General features: G+C 68.2%; 15 protein-coding genes. 6 read left to right on the top strand and 9 right to left on the bottom strand.

Going from position 1 to position 16,758, the window contains the following annotated elements:
* The first annotated feature begins 96 nt into the window (after positions 1 to 96).
* The gene (locus tag FXO23_RS43185) at positions 97 to 1,236 is read left to right on the top strand and encodes a glycosyltransferase (protein ID WP_158893437.1); all 1,140 of its coding nucleotides are present in this window, start codon (positions 97 to 99) and stop codon (positions 1,234 to 1,236) included.
* Between the two features lie 54 nt (positions 1,237 to 1,290).
* On the opposite strand, the gene FXO23_RS43180 is transcribed toward FXO23_RS43185, so the two are convergent.
* The 5 genes from FXO23_RS43180 to FXO23_RS43160 are packed head-to-tail and all read right to left on the bottom strand — an operon-like array spanning position 1,291 to position 7,166.
* Complete coding sequence (locus tag FXO23_RS43180; protein WP_158893435.1) at positions 1,291 to 2,049, bottom strand: NAD-dependent epimerase/dehydratase family protein; 759 nt, start codon at positions 2,047 to 2,049, stop codon at positions 1,291 to 1,293.
* 13 nt (positions 2,050 to 2,062) lie between these two features.
* The gene (locus tag FXO23_RS43175) at positions 2,063 to 3,481 is read right to left on the bottom strand and encodes an NDP-hexose 2,3-dehydratase family protein (RefSeq protein ID WP_158893433.1); all 1,419 of its coding nucleotides are present in this window, start codon (positions 3,479 to 3,481) and stop codon (positions 2,063 to 2,065) included.
* Positions 3,482 to 3,493: 12 nt separating this feature from the next.
* Positions 3,494 to 4,714, bottom strand: coding sequence for a cytochrome P450 family protein (locus tag FXO23_RS43170; protein WP_158893431.1), 1,221 nt, complete (start codon positions 4,712 to 4,714; stop codon positions 3,494 to 3,496).
* A complete protein-coding gene (locus FXO23_RS43165) occupies positions 4,711 to 5,952 on the bottom strand; it encodes a cytochrome P450 (protein ID WP_158893429.1) in 1,242 nt (413 codons plus the stop codon). The genes FXO23_RS43170 and FXO23_RS43165 overlap by 4 nt, the downstream gene beginning before the upstream one ends.
* A complete protein-coding gene (locus FXO23_RS43160; protein WP_158893427.1) occupies positions 5,949 to 7,166 on the bottom strand; it encodes a cytochrome P450 in 1,218 nt (405 codons plus the stop codon). Before FXO23_RS43160 ends, FXO23_RS43165 begins: the two co-directional genes overlap by 4 nt.
* A gap of 636 nt (positions 7,167 to 7,802) precedes the next feature.
* Here FXO23_RS43160 and FXO23_RS43155 point away from each other — a divergent pair.
* Positions 7,803 to 9,335, top strand: a complete 1,533-nt coding sequence (locus FXO23_RS43155; protein ID WP_343034582.1) for a helix-turn-helix domain-containing protein — start codon at positions 7,803 to 7,805, stop codon at positions 9,333 to 9,335.
* Here the strand turns inward: FXO23_RS43155 and FXO23_RS43150 are convergent.
* Positions 9,325 to 9,495: a hypothetical protein gene (locus FXO23_RS43150; protein ID WP_158893423.1), complete on the bottom strand. Its 171-nt coding sequence runs from the start codon at positions 9,493 to 9,495 to the stop codon at positions 9,325 to 9,327. The genes FXO23_RS43155 and FXO23_RS43150 overlap by 11 nt on opposite strands.
* A gap of 497 nt (positions 9,496 to 9,992) precedes the next feature.
* Here FXO23_RS43150 and FXO23_RS51270 point away from each other — a divergent pair, with 497 nt between their 5' ends.
* Positions 9,993 to 10,340 carry a hypothetical protein gene (locus tag FXO23_RS51270; RefSeq protein WP_218952330.1) on the top strand — a complete coding sequence of 116 codons (348 nt, stop codon included), beginning with the start codon at positions 9,993 to 9,995 and terminating at the stop codon, positions 10,338 to 10,340.
* 21 nt (positions 10,341 to 10,361) lie between these two features.
* On the opposite strand, the gene FXO23_RS51265 is transcribed toward FXO23_RS51270, so the two are convergent.
* Positions 10,362 to 11,018 (bottom strand): LysR family transcriptional regulator, encoded by a 657-nt coding sequence (locus tag FXO23_RS51265; RefSeq protein ID WP_218952329.1) that lies wholly within the window; start codon positions 11,016 to 11,018, stop codon positions 10,362 to 10,364.
* Positions 11,019 to 11,435: 417 nt separating this feature from the next.
* Positions 11,436 to 11,855, bottom strand: a complete 420-nt coding sequence (locus tag FXO23_RS43140) for a hypothetical protein (protein WP_158893421.1) — start codon at positions 11,853 to 11,855, stop codon at positions 11,436 to 11,438.
* A 799-nt stretch (positions 11,856 to 12,654) separates the two neighbouring features.
* On the opposite strand from FXO23_RS43140, the gene FXO23_RS43135 reads away from it, so the two are divergent.
* From FXO23_RS43135 to FXO23_RS43125, 3 genes are all read left to right on the top strand, one after another.
* Positions 12,655 to 14,730, top strand: coding sequence for a helix-turn-helix domain-containing protein (locus FXO23_RS43135; RefSeq protein WP_158893419.1), 2,076 nt, complete (start codon positions 12,655 to 12,657; stop codon positions 14,728 to 14,730).
* Positions 14,731 to 15,137: 407 nt separating this feature from the next.
* A complete protein-coding gene (locus tag FXO23_RS43130; RefSeq protein ID WP_179957045.1) occupies positions 15,138 to 15,521 on the top strand; it encodes a site-specific integrase in 384 nt (127 codons plus the stop codon).
* A gap of 5 nt (positions 15,522 to 15,526) precedes the next feature.
* Entirely contained in the window at positions 15,527 to 15,862 is a 336-nt protein-coding gene (locus FXO23_RS43125; protein ID WP_158893417.1) for a hypothetical protein, read from the top strand.
* Between the two features lie 25 nt (positions 15,863 to 15,887).
* Here FXO23_RS43125 and FXO23_RS43120 read toward each other — a convergent pair whose 3' ends face one another.
* Positions 15,888 to 16,142, bottom strand: a complete 255-nt coding sequence (locus FXO23_RS43120; protein WP_158893415.1) for a hypothetical protein — start codon at positions 16,140 to 16,142, stop codon at positions 15,888 to 15,890.
* Between the last annotated feature and the right edge of the window lie 616 nt (positions 16,143 to 16,758).

The raw sequence follows: 16,758 nt of genomic DNA, 5'->3' as shown, positions 1-16,758 counted from the left end.
GCAGATGCCCCGATTCACTGGCCGGGAAAGTCCGGCGGTCGCATCCTGGGAAAGTGGTGTTCGAAAACCGGCTGCGCCGAACAGAGGAGTCCACCGTTGCGAGTATTGTTCACCACCCTGTCCGGCGTCGGCCACCTGTTCCCGATGGTGCCGCTGGCCCGGGCGTTGCAGGAGGTCGGGCACACCGTGCTCGTCGCCAGTGACGAGGCTTTCGCGCCGGCGGTGCGGGGAGTGGGCCTGCCGGCCACGGCCGTGCTGCCCCCAAGTGACCTGTCCACGCTGCTGAAACCGCCGACGGGCGTCAACTTCGGCCGGTTCGACCCGCAGCGGGCGGCCGAGGGCAGCGGGCGGCGGTGCGGCGAGGCAGCCGTCCGGGCGCTGCCGGCCGTCCGGCGGCTGGCCGGGGAATGGCAGCCGGATCTGGTGGTCTCCGAACCCATGGAGCTGGCCGGCCCGGCCGCCGCGACCGAGGCTGGTGTGCCCTGGGTGCGGCACCACTGGGGACTGTTCCCGCCCGAGGGTGTGCTGGCCGCCGCGACCGCGTCGATGGCGGCCGCCGGGCTGCCGCCGCTGGCCGAGCCCGTGCGGACGCTCGACGTCTGCCCGGCCGGCCTGCAGTTCCCGGCGGACGCGCCTGTGACCCCGATGCGGTACGTCCCCCACCACCTGCCGGCCGACGTACCCGCCTGGTTGACCGACGGCGCGCCGGCCCGGCCGCGGGTGTGCCTGACCATGGGTACGTTGCTGCCCCAGCGGGATCCGCAGCCCGCGCCGCTGTGGCGGCGGCTGCTGGACGAGTTCCTCGAGCTCGGCCACGAGGTGGTCATCGCCATCGACCCGAACCACCGGTCGGTGCTGGGCGAGCTGCCCGACGGCGTGCGGGCGGACTGGGTGCCGCTGGCCGTCCTCCTGCCGGCTTGCGCGGCGATCGTGCACCACGGAGGCATGGGGAGCTCCCTGACGGCCGCGGCGTGCGGCGTGCCTCAGCTGATCGTCCCGCACTTCGGCGACCAGTTCCGCAACGCCGGGCGGATCACCGAGGTCGGCGCGGGCACCAGCTTGTCCCGGGCCACGGAGGACCCGACGGAGATCGCCGCGGCCGCCGCCCGGATCGTGGACGACTGGGGACTTCGAGACGTCTCGCAGCGACTGGCGGCCGAGAACGCGGTCCGGCCGAGCCCGGCCGAGGTGGCCGGGGAGCTGGTCAAGCCGGTCGCGGCGACGCGGCGGGGGTGAATGCGCGGCCGACCGGCGGTGGAGGTTTCCTTCACCGCCGCCCGGCCGCGCCGTTCACGCGGGGAGCGCGGGCTCGCTGGCCGGAACGTACCGATCGAGCACTGTGGACAGATAACCCGGCCCGAAGCCGAACGTGTCCACTTTGGGCACGAGCCGCCGCAGGCGGTCCAGGCTGACCATCGGCGTGCTCTCCGGCCGGTGCACCACCTGCTTGAGGGCCGTCGTGCCGAGCCGGTCCTCGATGCCGGCGATGATGCGCTCGACCGGCGTCGGCACCCCGGACGCCACGTTCACGACGGTGTCGCGCACCCCGGCGCGCAGCAGGCCGTCCAGCGCGGCGAGGACGTGGCGGACGTCCACCAGGTCCCGGGAGACGCCGCGGCGCACGAGCACCGATCCGGACCGGACCTGGGCGATCAACGCGGGCAGCAACTGGTGCTCGCGCTGGCCCCGGCCGACGAGGTTGCTCAGCCGCAGGGTCAGCCAGCCGGCCCCGCTGGCCGCCAGCACCGTTTCCAGCGCCAGTTTGTGGCGTCCGTAGGCCGAAGTGGGGAACACCGGCCCGGTCTCGGTGCCCGGTGACGGCGTCCCGTACAGAACCGGCGACGCCGTCGAGAAGAACAACGCCAGCCGGCCGCGGTCCCGGCACTCGAGCGCGACGCGGTACAGCAGCTCGGCTTCGCGGTCGAATTCGGCCGCCGAGTCGACGATCGTGCTCGACACGCCGGCCGCGATCGCCGTCACGCCGGGGTGCCGGTCGCCGAAGTGCGCGCGCAGGTGTGAGGCCAGGAAACCGCCGCCGATCACCCGCATCGCGGCCGGGTGCTCATATCAGCGCCCGCAGCGCCGCGACCAGCGTCCGGGCCTGGACGTTGAGGTAGTGGCGGTGCTGCAGCAGCACGGTCAGCTGGCTCAGCGTCAGCCAGTGGAACTGGCCGTCCGGCCGGACCGAGAACCCGTCGTCGACTTCGAGGATCACGTACCGGCTCCGGGCGTCGTAGAACCGGCCGCCCTCTTCGGAAAGCTCGACGTCGAACCAGGTCCGCTCCGGCCGCCGGGCGCGCACCAGGTCCACGTAGGGCGGCTGGCTGTCGGGCGGCAGGTGCCGGTAGTTTTCCGGGACGCACTGCACCGTGGGCGCCAGCTCGACGACGTCGAGGTAACCGGGCTCGACCCGGGCGTTGATCAAGGCGTGCATCACTCCGTCGAAGCGCTTGACCAGCAGCGCGACGATTCCGACCCCGTGCGGCTCGAGCAACGGCTGCTGCCACGAATCGACTTCCCGGCAGCCGGCCTGCACGTCTACGGCCACGACGCTGAAGAACCGCCCTGACTCGTGCGCGATGGCGGAGTCCGTTTGGTGCCAGCGCTCGATCTCGCGCAGCGGTGCTCGCTCGGTAACCAGTTCATGCTCGGTGCGCATCCGAGTGACCCAGCTGAGTACCTCCGCCGTGGTGTGCAGGCTGCCCGCGGAGCCGTCCGCCGAGCGGGCGATGGCCGGGCGCGTCGCACCGCCCCGGTCGGCCGCCGCCGGCAGGCAGGACAGTACCGTCCGGGCGTCCATGTTGACGACGTTGTCGAGGTGCAGCAGCCGGTGCAGCTGCCCCAGGGTGAGCCAGCGGAAGTCGTCCCCCGCCTCGACCTCGGGACCGACCTCGACGACCATGTTCCGGTTGCGCTTGCGGTAGAACCAGGCGCCCTGTTCGGACTGCAGGACGTCGGCGATGACCTGCCGCGGGTCGGCCGGGGCGAATTGCTCCAGGTAGGGCACCACCCGGCCGCCGTGCACCCGGGTGTAGTTGCTGCGGGTGGCCTGGACCGTGGGCGCGAGCTGCAACCCGCCGGGGTTGCCGGGCTCCGCCTTGGCCTGCATCAGGCAGTGCAGCACGCCGTCGATCTCGCGGACGGCGATGCCCAGGATGCCGATCTCGGGCTGGTGGATGATCGGCTGGGACCATTCGCGCACCGGCCCGAAGTCGCTGCGCACCCGCAAGCCCTCGACGGAGAAGAACCGGCCGCTGGCGTGCGCGAGGTTGCCGGTGCCCGGGTCGAAACCCCAGCTGCCCAGCTCGGCGAAGGGGATCCGCCGCACCTCTTGGACGTGGTGCGGCTGGCGGCTTTCCAGCCACGCCAGCACTTCCCGGTGGGTCAGCACCCCGTCGATCGTCGCGGCGGACTCGGCGATGCGCTCGGGCAGCGAAGCGTCGGTGTGGCGCAGCAGCCCGGTGGACGTGGCCGTGGGCATTCGGATCCTCCGTTACGCCAGCAGGACCGGCAGTTCGGCGAGCCCGCGGAACGCGGGGATCTCGACCCCGAGCCACGGCACCTGCGTGGCGGGCACGGCGAGCCGGGTCCCCGGGTAGCGCGTGAACAGCGTCGACAGCGCGATCTGCGCTTCCATCCGGGCCAGCGGCGCGCCGAGGCAGTAGTGCGCACCGTGGCCGAAGCCGAGGTGGCCGCTGTTGGCGCGGCCGAAGTCGACCGTGTCCGGATCGGGGAAGCGGGCCGGGTCCCGGTTGGCCGCGGCGATCGCGATCTGCACGAGCGCGCCCTGCGGGATCACTTCGTCGCCGATGCGGATTTCTTCGGTGGCGTACCGGAAGGTCGCGTTCTCGGCCGGCCCGTCGAAGCGCAGCAGCTCCTCGACCGCGTGCGCCGTCAACTCCGGCCGCGCGCGCAGCTCAGCCAGCCGGTCCGGGCGCTGCAGCAGGTGGAAGATCGAGTTGCCGATCAGGTTGCCGGTGGTTTCGTGGCCGGCGAACAGCAGCAGCCAGGCCGACGACACGAGCTCCCGCTCGTCGAGCCGGTCGTCTTCGCGGGCGCTCACCAGCGAGCCGATCAGGTCGTCGCCTCGCTCGACGCGCTTGCGGACGATGAGGTCCACCAGGAACTCGTGCAGCCGACCTTCGGCCTCCTGCTGGGCGCTGGTGGATTCCTCGTCGAACCCCGTGTGCGCCACGGTCGCCGACCACCGCTGCACGTCCGCCCGGTCCGCTTCCGGCACCCCCAGCAGCTCGCAGATCACCGTGATCGGCAGGGGAAAGCTGAACGCGGCCATCAGGTCGACCGGTTCCCCCAAGGGGATGCCGTCGAGCAGCTCGTCGGTGATCGCCTGCACTCGCGGCCGGAGCGCTTCGACCCGGCGCGGGGTGAAGGCCACGTTGACCAGCCGCCGCAGCCGGGTGTGCTTGACCCCGTCGGAGTTGATCATGTTGTCGTCGAGGTGCACCGAGCTGTTGCCGAAGATGGCGACGTAGGCGTCCCACGCGCCGTACATGTCCTTGCTGAGCCGGGGATCGGCGAGGGCGGCCCGGGCGTCTTCGTAGCGGGTGATCACGTAGGTCGGGAACCCGTGCGGCGCCGTCACCGGGCACGCCGCGGCCGACTCGCGCAACCGGGCGTAGGTGGGGTACGGGTCGCGGCGGAAGTCCGCCGTGAACATCTCCGAAACCGGGCTGCTGTCCGCGATCTCCGTCATTCGAGGGCTCCCTTCGCGTCGAACCGGACCGGCAGCTCGTAGACCGAGCGCAGCAGCAACCCCGAACGCCAGCGCAGCTCGGCGGGCTCGACGGCCAGCCGCAGACCGGGCAGCCGGCGCACCACGGCCGAAAGCCCCGCGGTACTCACCATCTGGCCCACCTTCTGCCCGAGGCAGTTGTGCGTGCCGATGCCGAACGCGATGTTGAGCTCGCCTTGGCGGGTCACGTCGAGCCGTTCGGGCTCGTCGTAGTGCCGGGGATCCCGGTGCGCGGCGGTGATCACCGGGCACACGACCGCACCCTTGGGGATCACGGTGTCGCCATAGTGCAGATCCTTGGCGGCGAAGCGGAACGTCGCCGTCTGGGTCCCGCTGTCGTACCGCAGCAGCTCGTTGACGGCGTTGTCCATCAACTCCGGCCGGGCCCGCAGCAGCTCCAGCTGGTCCGGGTGGGTGAGCAGCGAGTGCAGTGCGGTCCCCAGGAAGGCGGTGACCGAGTCGACGCCGGACAGCACCATCGTGACTACCATGGCCAGTAGTTCCTGCTCGGTCATCTCCTCGCGGTCGTGGGCCCGGACGAGATCGCTGATCACGTCGTCGCCCAGCTGCGCGCGGCGCAACCGGATCACCTCGAGTACGAGGTCGCGGATCTCGTACTTGATGCGGTCGAAGTCCTCCGAGTGGTGCTGGTAGCTGGGGCTGGTCAGGTTGCGGCCGAGCTCGCGCAGCCGGGCCCAGTCGGCCGGCGGCAGCACGTGCACCCCGACCAGCTCGCCGATGATCCCGTCGGCCAGCGGCGACGCGTACCCCTCGATCAGTTCCGTTTCGCCGTTAGCGGCGAACTTGTCGATCAGCTCGTCGGCGAGCCGTTCTGCGGGCTCCTGCAGTTGGCGCGCCTGCCGCGGTGTCATGTTCTTCGCGATCACGCGGCGCAGCCGGGTGTGCTCGGGCGGGTCGAGCATGGACAGGTTGCGGTGGAAGGGTTTCAGCTCCGGGTCCATCAGCTGGTGCGCCGCGAGCGAGCCCTCGGTGACCGAGCTGCGGTCCTTGACCAGGTCGGGATCGATCAGCGCCGCGCGCACGTCGTCGTAGCGCGTGAGGAACCAGAGCCGGTTCAGGCCACCCGGGTAGAACCGCTGGGAAACCCCTTCCTTCTCCCGTATGTGCTCGTAGGTGGCGTGCGGGCAGGCCACGAACTCGGGACTGAAGAGCTCGGGCACCGCGTCCTGCTGGGTCATCGGCTCTCCTTGTCAGTGAAGGTGACGGGCAGTTCGCGGACGGCGCGCAGCAGGATGCCGGGCCGCCAGTCGAGGGTGTCGGGCGGCGCGGCGAGCGCCAGGCCGGGGAGCCGGCGCAGCACGGTCTCGAGCGTGATTCGCGTCAGCATCCGGCCGAGTTCCGCGCCGAGGCAGTTGTGGATGCCGTGCCCGAGCGCGACGTGGTGCTTGGCGTCCCGCGTGATGTCCAGCCGGTCGGGGTCGGGGAACCGCTCGGGATCGCGGTTGGCCGCGGCCAGGGTCAGCGCGACGACCGCACCGCGGGGGATCACCGTGCCCCCGAGCTCGACGTCTTCGCTGGTGAACCGGAACGACGCGGTCTGCATGGCGCCGTCGAACCGCAGCAGTTCCTCGACCGCGTTGTCCATCAGCTCGGGCCGGGACCGCAGCAGCTCCAGTTGGTCGCGGTCGAGCAGCAGCGCGAGGAGCGCGTTGCCGAGGAAGGCTGCCGTGGTGTCCATGCCGCCGAGCACGAGGGTGACCACCAGGCCGAAGAGCTGGTCGGCGGTCAGCTCGCCGCGATCGGTGGCCGCGATCAACGCGCTGAACACGTCGGGCCCGGGCTTCTCGCGGCGTCGCGCGATCAAGACCTCGACCATCGCCTTGATCTCGAACTTGATTTCGTCGTAGTCGACGGTCGTCGCGCTGTTGTCCGGCGTGGTCAGCCGGTTGCCGAGCACCCGCAGCCGGTTCCAGTCGAACCCAGGCCAGTCGTCCTCGGGCCGAGAGCCGAGCATGCCGCCGATGATGTGGTAACACAGCGGAACGGCGAGGTCGCCGATGAGCTCCGCTTTCCGGTCCGGCCGGAACCCGGCGACGAGCTGGTCGACGTAGGCCGCCGCCTTGTCCGCCATCGCCCGGATACGGCGCGGGGTGAACTCCTTGGCCACCAGCCTGCGCAGGGCGGTGTGTTCCGGCGGGTCCAGCATGATCAGCGTCCGGTGGAACGCGGCCAGTTCGGGATTTCCCCGCCCCCTGGCCAGCCCGCCCGTCGACACCGAATCGCGGCTCTTGCGGAAGCGCGGGTCGCGGAACGCCGCGCGGACGTCTTTGTAGCGGGAGACGAACCACACCTGCATACGTTCGCCGGCGTACCGCTTGCACACCACCGGTTCGTTTTCGCGGAGTGCCTGGTACGTGGGGTGCGGATTTGCGGTGAACTCTTCGCTGAACAAAGCGGGAGCATTTGTTTTCGGCATGGTCACCTCGAGTGGCCTGACGGGGAAAGAAACTCGAACTCGACGTCACCCACGACCTTATTGGCTCACCGCGGTCCGGACACCTGAGAGAACGGCTGCAGTGTTCCGGCGGTTTCGGTGCACGTTCCGCGGCCTCTCGAGCAAAACTGAACAAAACGGACTTAAGTGATATCGATGCCTTAACAACATGTCAGACACGTTGATAGACAAACTTGTATATTCCGAACGAAACCCTCCGAGGGCGCGCCTTATGGAGATCGACAGTCGGCCTTAGTCATCCGGCGCCGCCCAGTTGTGTGTGCGCCACCCGGAGCCACCCGGTGAGCAGGACGGGTCTCCGGTTTCCTCTTCGTGTGCCGCCGGGTTCCGGCTCGCGACCGATCGCGAGCTGTGCGGCCGTTCGCCGACGTTCGCTTGACCCTTGAACTTTCCGGCCCGTCCAGGCATTCTCGGTGTCGAGGCGCGGTGACAAGAGAATTCCACGACGTGATCTCCGGGCTGGGGGATAGCGGCACTGTGGTACAAGTAAAAAATGGGGGAGGTTGGTAGCTGGGGTGAAATTCGGCTTGTATTGAATTGATCGGATCGCGCACTCCGCCAGGTGTCGGGTGTGTGCAATCGGTGATCGCGGGCTGGGGAGTTGTCGGGTGGCGCCGACCGGGGCGCACGATCGCCGGTCAAGGGTACTCGCGGTGCGTTCGTGTCTTTCGCGGGCGGGCCGACGGGGAAATTCACTTGGGGGTGGGCCTTGTGTTCGAATCAAACGAATCATTCAGAGTTGAATTGCGGAGATTGCGTATCAAATCCGGCGTTACGCAGGAAGAATTGGCGGAGGCGTCGGGCGTCAGCGTGCGGGCGATTAGCGACCTCGAGCGGGGCCGGACCCGCCGCCCGCAACGCAAGACGGTGGAGCTGCTGGCCAGCGGGATGCGGCTGGACGAGCGCGACACGGCTCGGCTCGTCTACGTCGCCCGGAAGTCCACTCTGCAGGTGTCGCTGCCGCACGCCGCGGCCGACGCGGTCCAGTGCGGTCACGACGCGGCCCGCTTCGAGACGGCGGATCCGGGCCGGATCTGCGAGTTGCCGCCGCGGCTGCTAGGGCTGCACAACACGCTGCCGAACTGCCCGGTGCTCGACGACTTCCTGCAATCGGTGGCCGCGGCCGAGACGTTGGCCCCCGCCAACGGCAACACCGCGTTCATCGTCGGGTCGCCGTGGGTGGGCAAGACGACGGCCGCGGTGCACGCGGCCTACAAGTGGCGGCACCTGTTTCCGGACGGTCAGCTCTTCATCGACCTCAGTCCCGACGGCCAGTCGGCGATGCGCCCGCTCGACGTCGTGCGGCGGTTGTCCCGCTCGGTCGGCGCACCGGTGGCGGAGGGCGCTGACCTCGAATCCGCAGCGGCCGCACTGCGGAGCTTCCTGGCCAGCCGCCGGCTCCTCATCGTCCTCGACAAGGTTGTCAGCGAAGCCCAGGTGCGCGCGGTGCTGCCGGGTGTCAGCGCGAGCGCGGTGCTCGCGGTGTGTCGGCGCCGGTTCCCCGCGCAGGTGGGGATGCCGACGGTCTTGGTCGAGCCGTTGTCGGTCGGCCTGTCCGTGGCGCTGCTCGCGGCGGTGCTCGGTGAGCAGCGAGTGCGGGACGAGTACGACGCGGCGATCGGGCTGGCCACCCTGTGCGGCGGGCTCCCGCTCGCCCTGCAGTGGGTGAGCGGCCGACTGCTGCGCAATCCACATTGGACACTGCGCCGGATGTTCACGGCGCTGATCAACCCGCAGACGAGGAAGGAGCTGATCGGGTCCAGCCGGACGGACCTCAGCGGCCGGTTCCACACCCTGTACGAGGAGCTGCCCCCGGACACGCAGCGAGCGTTGTGCGCGCTGTCCCATATCCACGCCGATGAGTTCACATTGGACATGGCAGCGGCGGTGCTCGGCACGTCGGTGGACACCGCCGAGCGGATGATCGAGTACCTGATAGAGTGGCAGATCACATCTGTCCACTACGACTCGGCGCGCCCGGCCGCGTTCCGAATAAACCCGTTCGTCCGGGCGTTCGCGGTGAGCGTGTCGGAGACGAGCGACCCGCTGGCGGACCTGGAGTACGTCCGGCAGCGAGCGACGACGGTGCTGGGAGTCAAGGTGTGAGCGACGCCATACTGCACGACGGGGTGACCGCGGTGTTGTACGGGGCCACGGCCAGCACGGTGGCTCCGGCGGAGGGGCCTTTGCAGACGAGCCAGGACACCTTGTCGACGATGACGCGGCGCCACCGTGCCCTGCGCGGCCGCCAGATCGGGATCCACATGCCGTACCGGCTGGTCCAACACCTCAGCCGGGGACACCTCCAGCGCATCCGCCAACGCCGTGACCAGCCTCCGGTCATCCAGCCGGCGCTTCCCGCTCGTGCTGGTGTCCATACCGGTACCCCTTCGCCGAGTTACCCCTCTCCGCCGCAACCCCCGGCCGGTCGAAGGGCCGGGGGATGTTCGACCTCGGCGAAGATCCCCGCCAGCGTGAAGCACCAGACCGAGCCCGGCAAGAGGCCACCACCGAGCGCGTCGCGGTGAACGCCGAAGGCCCGGGCATGAGCCAGCGGGCTGCTCGTCGTCGAACTCGACACAGCTCCGAGCGGATCGAAGACCTGTGCCCAAGTCGGCCGGGACATCCAGCCAACCCGTTGTCGCCCACCCCTGTGAGCGCTCGGCGTCCGCTCGGTTGAGCCAGTCGTGAACACGCCCCACTGCGGCGGAGAAGTGGTGCTGATTGTTGGGGTTCGTGCCGCTACGAGGGCGTGGAGGGCGCGTGCTGGGTGAACTGACGCCACAGCAGGTTGAGCGGGTGGTCCGGGGTGTATCGGTGTCGTTCGTTTTTGCGGCCGAAGATGCCGGTGACGAGTTCGAGGTCGGGCCGGTAGTGGTCGGCAAATTCGACGAGGCGGAGTTGCTCTCCGCCGGGGAGTCGTCGGTCGATGACGGCTTGGGCGACGGCGCTGGTGGTGAGCAGGCAGCCGTGGAGGAGGTGGCTGTTGAGCAAGCCGAGGCCGTAGTTGAGAGAGTCGATGTCGGCGATGATGTTGAGGGTGCCGCGGTAGTCGGGCCCGTACCAGCGGCGCAGGAATTCCGCCAGCAGTCCGGCGGCGAGGGCGAGTAGTGGGAGATCGCGGAGTTTGGTTTAGGTGACGGGTTTGTCGGGGAGTTCGCGGGTGGTGAGGTTGGCGAGCAGGGCGACGCCTTCGCGGTGCCATTCGATAAAGTCGTAGTCCAATGTGGGCAGTTGGTCGCGTTCGGTGGCGAAGGATCCGCAGATGAGGTCGACTTGCTGGGCGTCGAGTTTGGCGCAGAAGTCGCGGGTGCGGACGTGGGAGATCTTGAGTTCGACTTCGCGTCCTTCGAAGTCTTGCTGGATGGCGGGCCAGTTCTCGCCGAGGAACCGGATGGTGAACTCGGTCGTGCCGACGGTGATTGTGGTGCCGACCCGGCGGCGGGCGCGGTGGATCCCGCCGGACCAGGATGCGAGGGTGTTCTCGGCCAGGGCGACGGCTTCGTCTCCGCTGGGGCTGAACAGGAACGGCTCGCCGCGGCCTTGTTTGATCACCAGCGATTCGCCGATGAGGCGTTGTGCGGTGTCGTTGAGGTTGTTGAGCTGCTTCTGCACGCTGGACTGCTCACGCCCGAGTGCTCGGGCAGCCAACAACGCGGTCCCGGTCTTGTGCACGACGACGAGAATGCGGAACTGATCCAGGGTGAGGTCGAGGAGCTCCGGCGGGACCGCGAGCAGCTCGGCGAGCGGATCCCCCGACTGCAATCGGACCGGACCGGTACTGGACAAGCTGCCCACCTTTTTCCCAGTGCAGTCTTTGACCTGCATGTTGGTCGTTCGGACAGTTCGGCTGAACATGACCACAGCGCCCGCCGAAGAATCCTCTCGATGTTCGATCGATTAGCTGGACAGACACTATTGGCCAGGCGAACACTAACGGTCCGTTGGATATCGCATACTCTCAGTCTCGGAGGCTGGGTCGAGTCGGAGGACTGGTCGTGGTCGTTCGCAGTATCGCCGACGGCGCCCATGCCAGCTCGTGCTATTTCCGCACGACGGTGGAGGCCCCGTTTCGCAAGGCATTGGTACAGATCGACGAGCGGTGCAACCTGCAGCGCATTCACTAGGCAAGTCCATTGCCGGATTCAGGGTGGTCGGATCATGTCGTCCGCTGTGGGAATCCTGGTCAGGTGGGAGATTCGAGACTTACTCATGTTGATGAGTAGGCAGCCGGGCGATCTGGTGTGCGTGGGTGAGTTCGTCCCTGGCCTGTTCCAGCTCAAGGGAAAGTTCGGCGACCACGCGGCGCAGGAGCGCGGTGGCGGCCCGTTCGTTGCTCAGATCCTCTTTGAGGGTCGCCAGTTCCTCTTTCGCTGCGGTGTAGTCGTCGGCGAGCTGTCGCATGGCGACTGGGGTGGAGTTCTGGGCTTTCACGTGCGCTTTGAACTCGTCGACCAGGTCGCGGTGTTCGTAAACCACATCCCGGCGCAGCCCGGACTCGGTGATCAGTTCAGTGGTGGTGAGCTTGCCGGTGGTGGAGTGAAGCGGGTTCCCGGCCAGAAGCCGGTCCGCGGCGGCGCGGATGGCGGCTTGCTCGGTTTGCCGGCCCCGGGGACGGCGGCTCATGCCACTTCTCATCGTCCAAATCGGACTGATGCTCGTGTTCGTGCCGCCGGATGATCGTGCGGATTTGTGTGGCTTGGGCGGTTGCTCGGTCTCGCAGCGGGTGCGGTGCTAGCGGGTCGCTCGCGCCGATGTCGAGCTGTGCCAGGCGATCGCGGAGTTGGTTGATGTCGCGGTCGGTGTAGGCGAGGTTGGTGCAACTTGAGCGGCACTCTGATTCGTCGGGTGCATCGTCGACCGGTAGTCCTTGAGCCAGTTTGGTGTTGCGGCAGGCGGCGGTTTCGGCCTGCCCAGACGCAGGTCATGGCGTCGCCGTGATGGATGTTCGGGTCGGCTTGGGTCAGCAGGCGTCGGGCGTTGCGGACGCCGGTCACGACCCGGCCGGCGAAACGGGAAACGCGGGCCAGGCGAGCCCGGTGTTCGGCGGCCGAGGGGCCGCTGACATGCTCGCCGTCGGTGAGGAGGGTGAGGTCGTTGTCGATGTGCTCGATCACCATCTCCAGCCGTTCGATCGCCCTCCGCTTAGCGCTCGAAACCGTCCCCGTCCGAAGGCTCGTCCCAGTAGCCTTTGCCAGCCAGGTAACAGCTTCGGCAGAGAGGTTGGACATGTGCTTCCTCCGGCAGGAACCCGGAAGTGATCCGGCAAATCACCAGATGTTGGGTGAGAATCAACTTTAGTTGACCGGCGGGAATCAACCTTGCGCGGCGTTCTGAGCCGTGGGTACCGTACTGGCAATCAGGGGTAGAGGACCAGTGTCGAAAGAAAGAGGACACGAAACACTGCTAACTAGGGGGATTTGTGGTGTATGAACCAATTCTTTCCAGTTCCTTCGGCGGAGCCCTTCGTGAGTGCAGAATTGACGCCGGGCTCACGCAGGAAGAATTGGCGGACCAATCTGGCCTGAGCGTGCGCGCGATCAGCGACCTGGAACGCGGCAGGACGAGAAGGCCGCAGCGCAAAACGATCGAGCTGCTGGCCAAGGCGCTCGACCTCGGCGAGCGGGAAACCGCCGCGCTCACCCGCCTGGCTCGCGTGGCGATAATCCACCCAGACGCGGAAATCCCGCGGACGGACCCGTCGCTGATCCGTCACCATCGGGCCTTCCATGAGCCGACGGAGGAGCGGTCCTGGTGTGATCTACCGCCGGATATGCCCGGCCTCATCGGCCGCGAGCATGAGCTCGGCTTGCTCGACCGCCTGCTCCACACCGACCGCCACCAGACGGACGCCCAAGTCCGGATCGCGTTGATCACCGGGCATCCGGGGGTCGGCAAGACCGCGCTCGCGGTGCACGCGGCACACCGGTGGCGACACGACTTCCCGGACGGCCAGCTCCACATGGACCTCGCGCCCCAGGGGCAACCGGTGCTCCGGCCAGCGGAGATCGTGCGCCGGGTCGCGGCCTCACTGGGCGCCGCACCGGCCGACGGCGCCGAAGATCTCGAGCACGCCTGCGCTCAGCTGCGGGCGCTGCTAGCTTGGCGGCGGGTGCTCATCGTGCTGGACAACGCAACGAGCGAGGCCCAGATCCGCTCGGTGTTCCCCGGTGTCGGGGGCACCTCGGTCCTGGCCACATGCCAACATTCCCTGTCCGCGTTGGTTGACGTTCCGATCATCGCTCTCGAACCGCTCGCGATGGGGGAGTCACTGGCGGTCCTGTCCGCGATGGTCGGCGAACGACGGCTGGCCGCCGAACGTGACGCGGCACTCCGGCTGGCGAGGCTTTGCGGCGGTCTGCCCATCGCGCTGCGCGCTGTGGGCGCGCACTTGCGGGTGCGCCCACACTGGTCGCTGCACCGATTGCTCGCCTCGCTCATCCAGCCCGGCAACCGGCTGAAACAGTTGGCCTTCGATGATCTGGGGGTCGATTCGTGCTTGGCCCGCGCCTACGACGCGCTCGACCCGGAGAGTCAGAAGACCTTGCGGGCGCTCGCGCACGTGGAGAACGGCACCTACACGTCCGGGACTGCCGCAGCGGTGCTCGACCGTTCCATCGAAGAGGCCGAATTCTCGATAGAGCGCCTCATCGACAGCAACCTGTTGCAGGTCGGTGGCCGGGACGCCTCGGGGCACCTGCATTTCACCATGCACCCCCTGCTGCGGTTGTCCGCCTTGAAACGCGCGGCCGAGGTAGACGATCCGGTGGAGCGGAAAGCGCTCGCGGAGCGCGCTCGTGAGTCCGCCGAGTCGTCCGGACACGCGGGTTCCTCCTCCACGATTTTCCCAGCCGGGCCGGATGTTCCTGGGATGGATGCTCCTGCTTCGGCCCGGCTGGGAGAGTGGTGCACAGATCCGGCTTTCGTTCCCGGGATCGTGTCGTTGTCAGAACGGCGGCCCGCCGGCGGACTTTTCCTCGTCCGGTGCGCGCCGCATCCTTCGCACATCGGGAATCGTGAGCACGAGGGCGGTGACGGCCAGGATCGCACCGGGCGCGCACCACAGGGAACGCCCGAGCCCGAGGCGGTCCGCGGCGGGACCGGCGGCGGCCGCCCCCAGCGGAGTCAGCCCGAAGGAATCCAGGGCCTCGTAGGCCTCAATCCGGGAGAACTTCTCGTGCGGTATCTCCTGTTGCAGCGTGGTCATCCAGTTGACGCTGAAGATCTCCACCCCGAAGCCGCCGAGCAGGGACGCCACGCAGATCAGCGGCAGCGGCAAGTCGATCGCGAATGCCGCCAGCGGCAGCGCGAGCAGCAGGCCGGCGGAGACGGCCGAGGCCAGCAATCGCTGCGGCCGCAGCCGCATCATCAGCAGACCACCGAGCACCATCCCGATCGCGTCGCAGGAGAGGATGAAGCCTCAATCGCGCGCCCCGCCAAGCTGGCGGTCCGCGGCCAGCGCGCCGAGCACCCCGAAAGGCGCCGACGCCGAGCGCGTTGACGATAGCGAACTGCGCCACCACGCTCCACAGCCAGCGCCGACCGGCGAATTCGGTCCAGCCTTCCTTGAGTTCGGTGACCATGCCAGTGCGCTTCCGCAGGCAGCCTTCGACCTGCATCATCGCCCGCAGCCCTGCGGCGACCAGGAACGTGGCCGCGTTGAGCACGAGGACCCGCGGTCCGGGAAGTCGATGACTCAGTGACGACCCCGGCCACGTTCAGCACGCTGGCAACGGCGTGCACGATGGTCGCATAGCGGTCAGGGGGCAAGTCCGGTAGTCGGACCCGGAGTTCGCGTGGCGCTGGGTCCATGGTGTCACCTTCCCTGTTTGCTGTGGTGGGTGTATTGACTGAACTCGTGGGAGTGTTTTTGCAGGTCAGAACGGGTTTCTGCTAGCTTCCCCTGCCATGCGTGCTTGGGGTGATCAACGGGATCTGGCGGCGCTCGTCCTGCCCGAGGTCGGGCGGCTGGTCGGCACCGGCGAGGAATGGGAGTCCTACCGGCTGCTCGACGCTGATGGCGCGGTAGTGGCCCCGGTGGCCGAATACTTCGCAGAGTTGCAGGCCGTGGACGTGTCGAAGTCGACGGTCTACTCCTATGGCAATGATCTGCTGCGGTGGTGGCGATACCTCTACGTGGTAGACGTGGCCTGGAGTCAAGCCACGCGCGTGGAGGCGCGGGACTTCATGCGGTGGATGCGGCTCGCGGACAAATCCGCCCCCACTGGCGTCACAAGGACAACCCCGAAGCCCGCGGCCAGACGCCCCGCCCGTCGGCAGCCGGGGACCTGAACCCGGTGACCGGGAAGTCGAGGCCGAGTAGGAAGTACGCGGCCTCGACCCGCGCCCACGCCGAGACGGTGCTGCGAGCATTCTACGAGTACCACCTGCACGCGGGGTCTGGGCCGATCATCAACCTGTTCCCGCTGGACCGGTCACGCCGGGCGGGCAGGGCGAACGCCCACCACAACCCGCTCGAGCCGTTCAAGAAGGAGCGGACGGGCCGCTACCGGCCCAAGACACCCAAGCGGATCCCCGACGAGGTGTTCAACGCGCTGTTCGCCGGGTTGAACCACCATCGGGACCGGGCGCTGCTGGCGTTCTGGATCTCCAGCGCCGCCCGCGCCGAATGAGCACAGCTGCATCCGATGCCCTCTCCTACGCGTTGACCCGAAGGAGAAAACCCAACTGATCGAGATCCGCGACAACCTCACCGCCCGAATCAAGGAAGCCGAACGCGAAGGCTGGCTCGGTGAAGCCGAAGGCCCGCACGTCAGCCTGACCCACGCGAACGACAAACTCACCCAGTTGGAGGAACGCGCCCGCCGCGCCACCACCATCAACCTCGGCCTCCCCACCTTCGGTGAGATCACCGGCAGAACCGCCGCCCTTCCAGCCCGGCCCACCCGGCAAGCCTCAGATGTCGACACGGTCAGCTGACCAAGGACGGCGCCCACCATGAACCTGAACACCGGCGACGCTGTCGAGCTGGCCGACCTGCTTCAGTTCTTGCCCGACTGGCTTGCCATCCACCCCGATCGGCAGTCCTGTCGAACGGGCGCGGCCGATGCCACGAACCGAGTCGCCCGATACCCTCTTCGGCGGAGTGCTCGCCTGAGCCCGGCGCCGCCGGGTCGGCGGACTCGGGTCGTTCCGAATGTCCTCCGCGCTAGAGTGTTTAGCCTATTTGTGGCAGTAGGTGATCGCGAATTTTACATGCCCGAAGTTGACGATCCACTCAGTAGTGGTCATCTCCTTAATGTCGACTCGGCCAATCCCTGCTCGTCACATCGGGTGGGACGGCGTGACGAGCATAAGGGACGGTGGCGCTGAGGTGGCGGGGGTGTCCTGAAGAGGCCACGGGTGGTACGGGACGCGCGTGGCGGGACATTCTGTTAGTCGACGTTGAGTTCGGCAACGGAAGGGGTGTCCCACCGGGCTACGGCCGGCTGGTCGTGCGTGGCATGGCATTCCGACCCGACAGTGATCAGGAGGTGCGGAGATGGCCGGGGAACAGCAGAAAGGCGGC

Source organism: Amycolatopsis anabasis (genome assembly GCF_009765355.1).
GTDB lineage: Bacteria > Actinomycetota > Actinomycetes > Mycobacteriales > Pseudonocardiaceae > Amycolatopsis > Amycolatopsis anabasis.
The sequence above is the reverse complement of the archived record's forward strand: the minus strand, read 5'-3'. Positions and strand labels throughout refer to the sequence as shown.

Excerpts from the sequence above, each read along its gene's own strand:
- FXO23_RS43175 (WP_158893433.1), bottom strand. The coding sequence starts at position 3,481 with ATGCCCACGGCCACGTCCACCGGGCTGCTGCGCCACACCGACGCTTCG.
- FXO23_RS43165 (WP_158893429.1), bottom strand. The coding sequence starts at position 5,952 with ATGACCCAGCAGGACGCGGTGCCCGAGCTCTTCAGTCCCGAGTTCGTG.
- FXO23_RS43140 (WP_158893421.1), bottom strand. The coding sequence starts at position 11,855 with ATGAGCCGCCGTCCCCGGGGCCGGCAAACCGAGCAAGCCGCCATCCGC.
- FXO23_RS43170 (WP_158893431.1), bottom strand. The coding sequence starts at position 4,714 with ATGACGGAGATCGCGGACAGCAGCCCGGTTTCGGAGATGTTCACGGCG.
- FXO23_RS43130 (WP_179957045.1), top strand. The coding sequence starts at position 15,138 with ATGCGTGCTTGGGGTGATCAACGGGATCTGGCGGCGCTCGTCCTGCCC.
- FXO23_RS43150 (WP_158893423.1), bottom strand. The coding sequence starts at position 9,495 with ATGTGGATCCCGATCTGGCGGCCGCGCAGGGCACGGTGGCGCCGCGTC.
- FXO23_RS43180 (WP_158893435.1), bottom strand. The coding sequence starts at position 2,049 with ATGCGGGTGATCGGCGGCGGTTTCCTGGCCTCACACCTGCGCGCGCAC.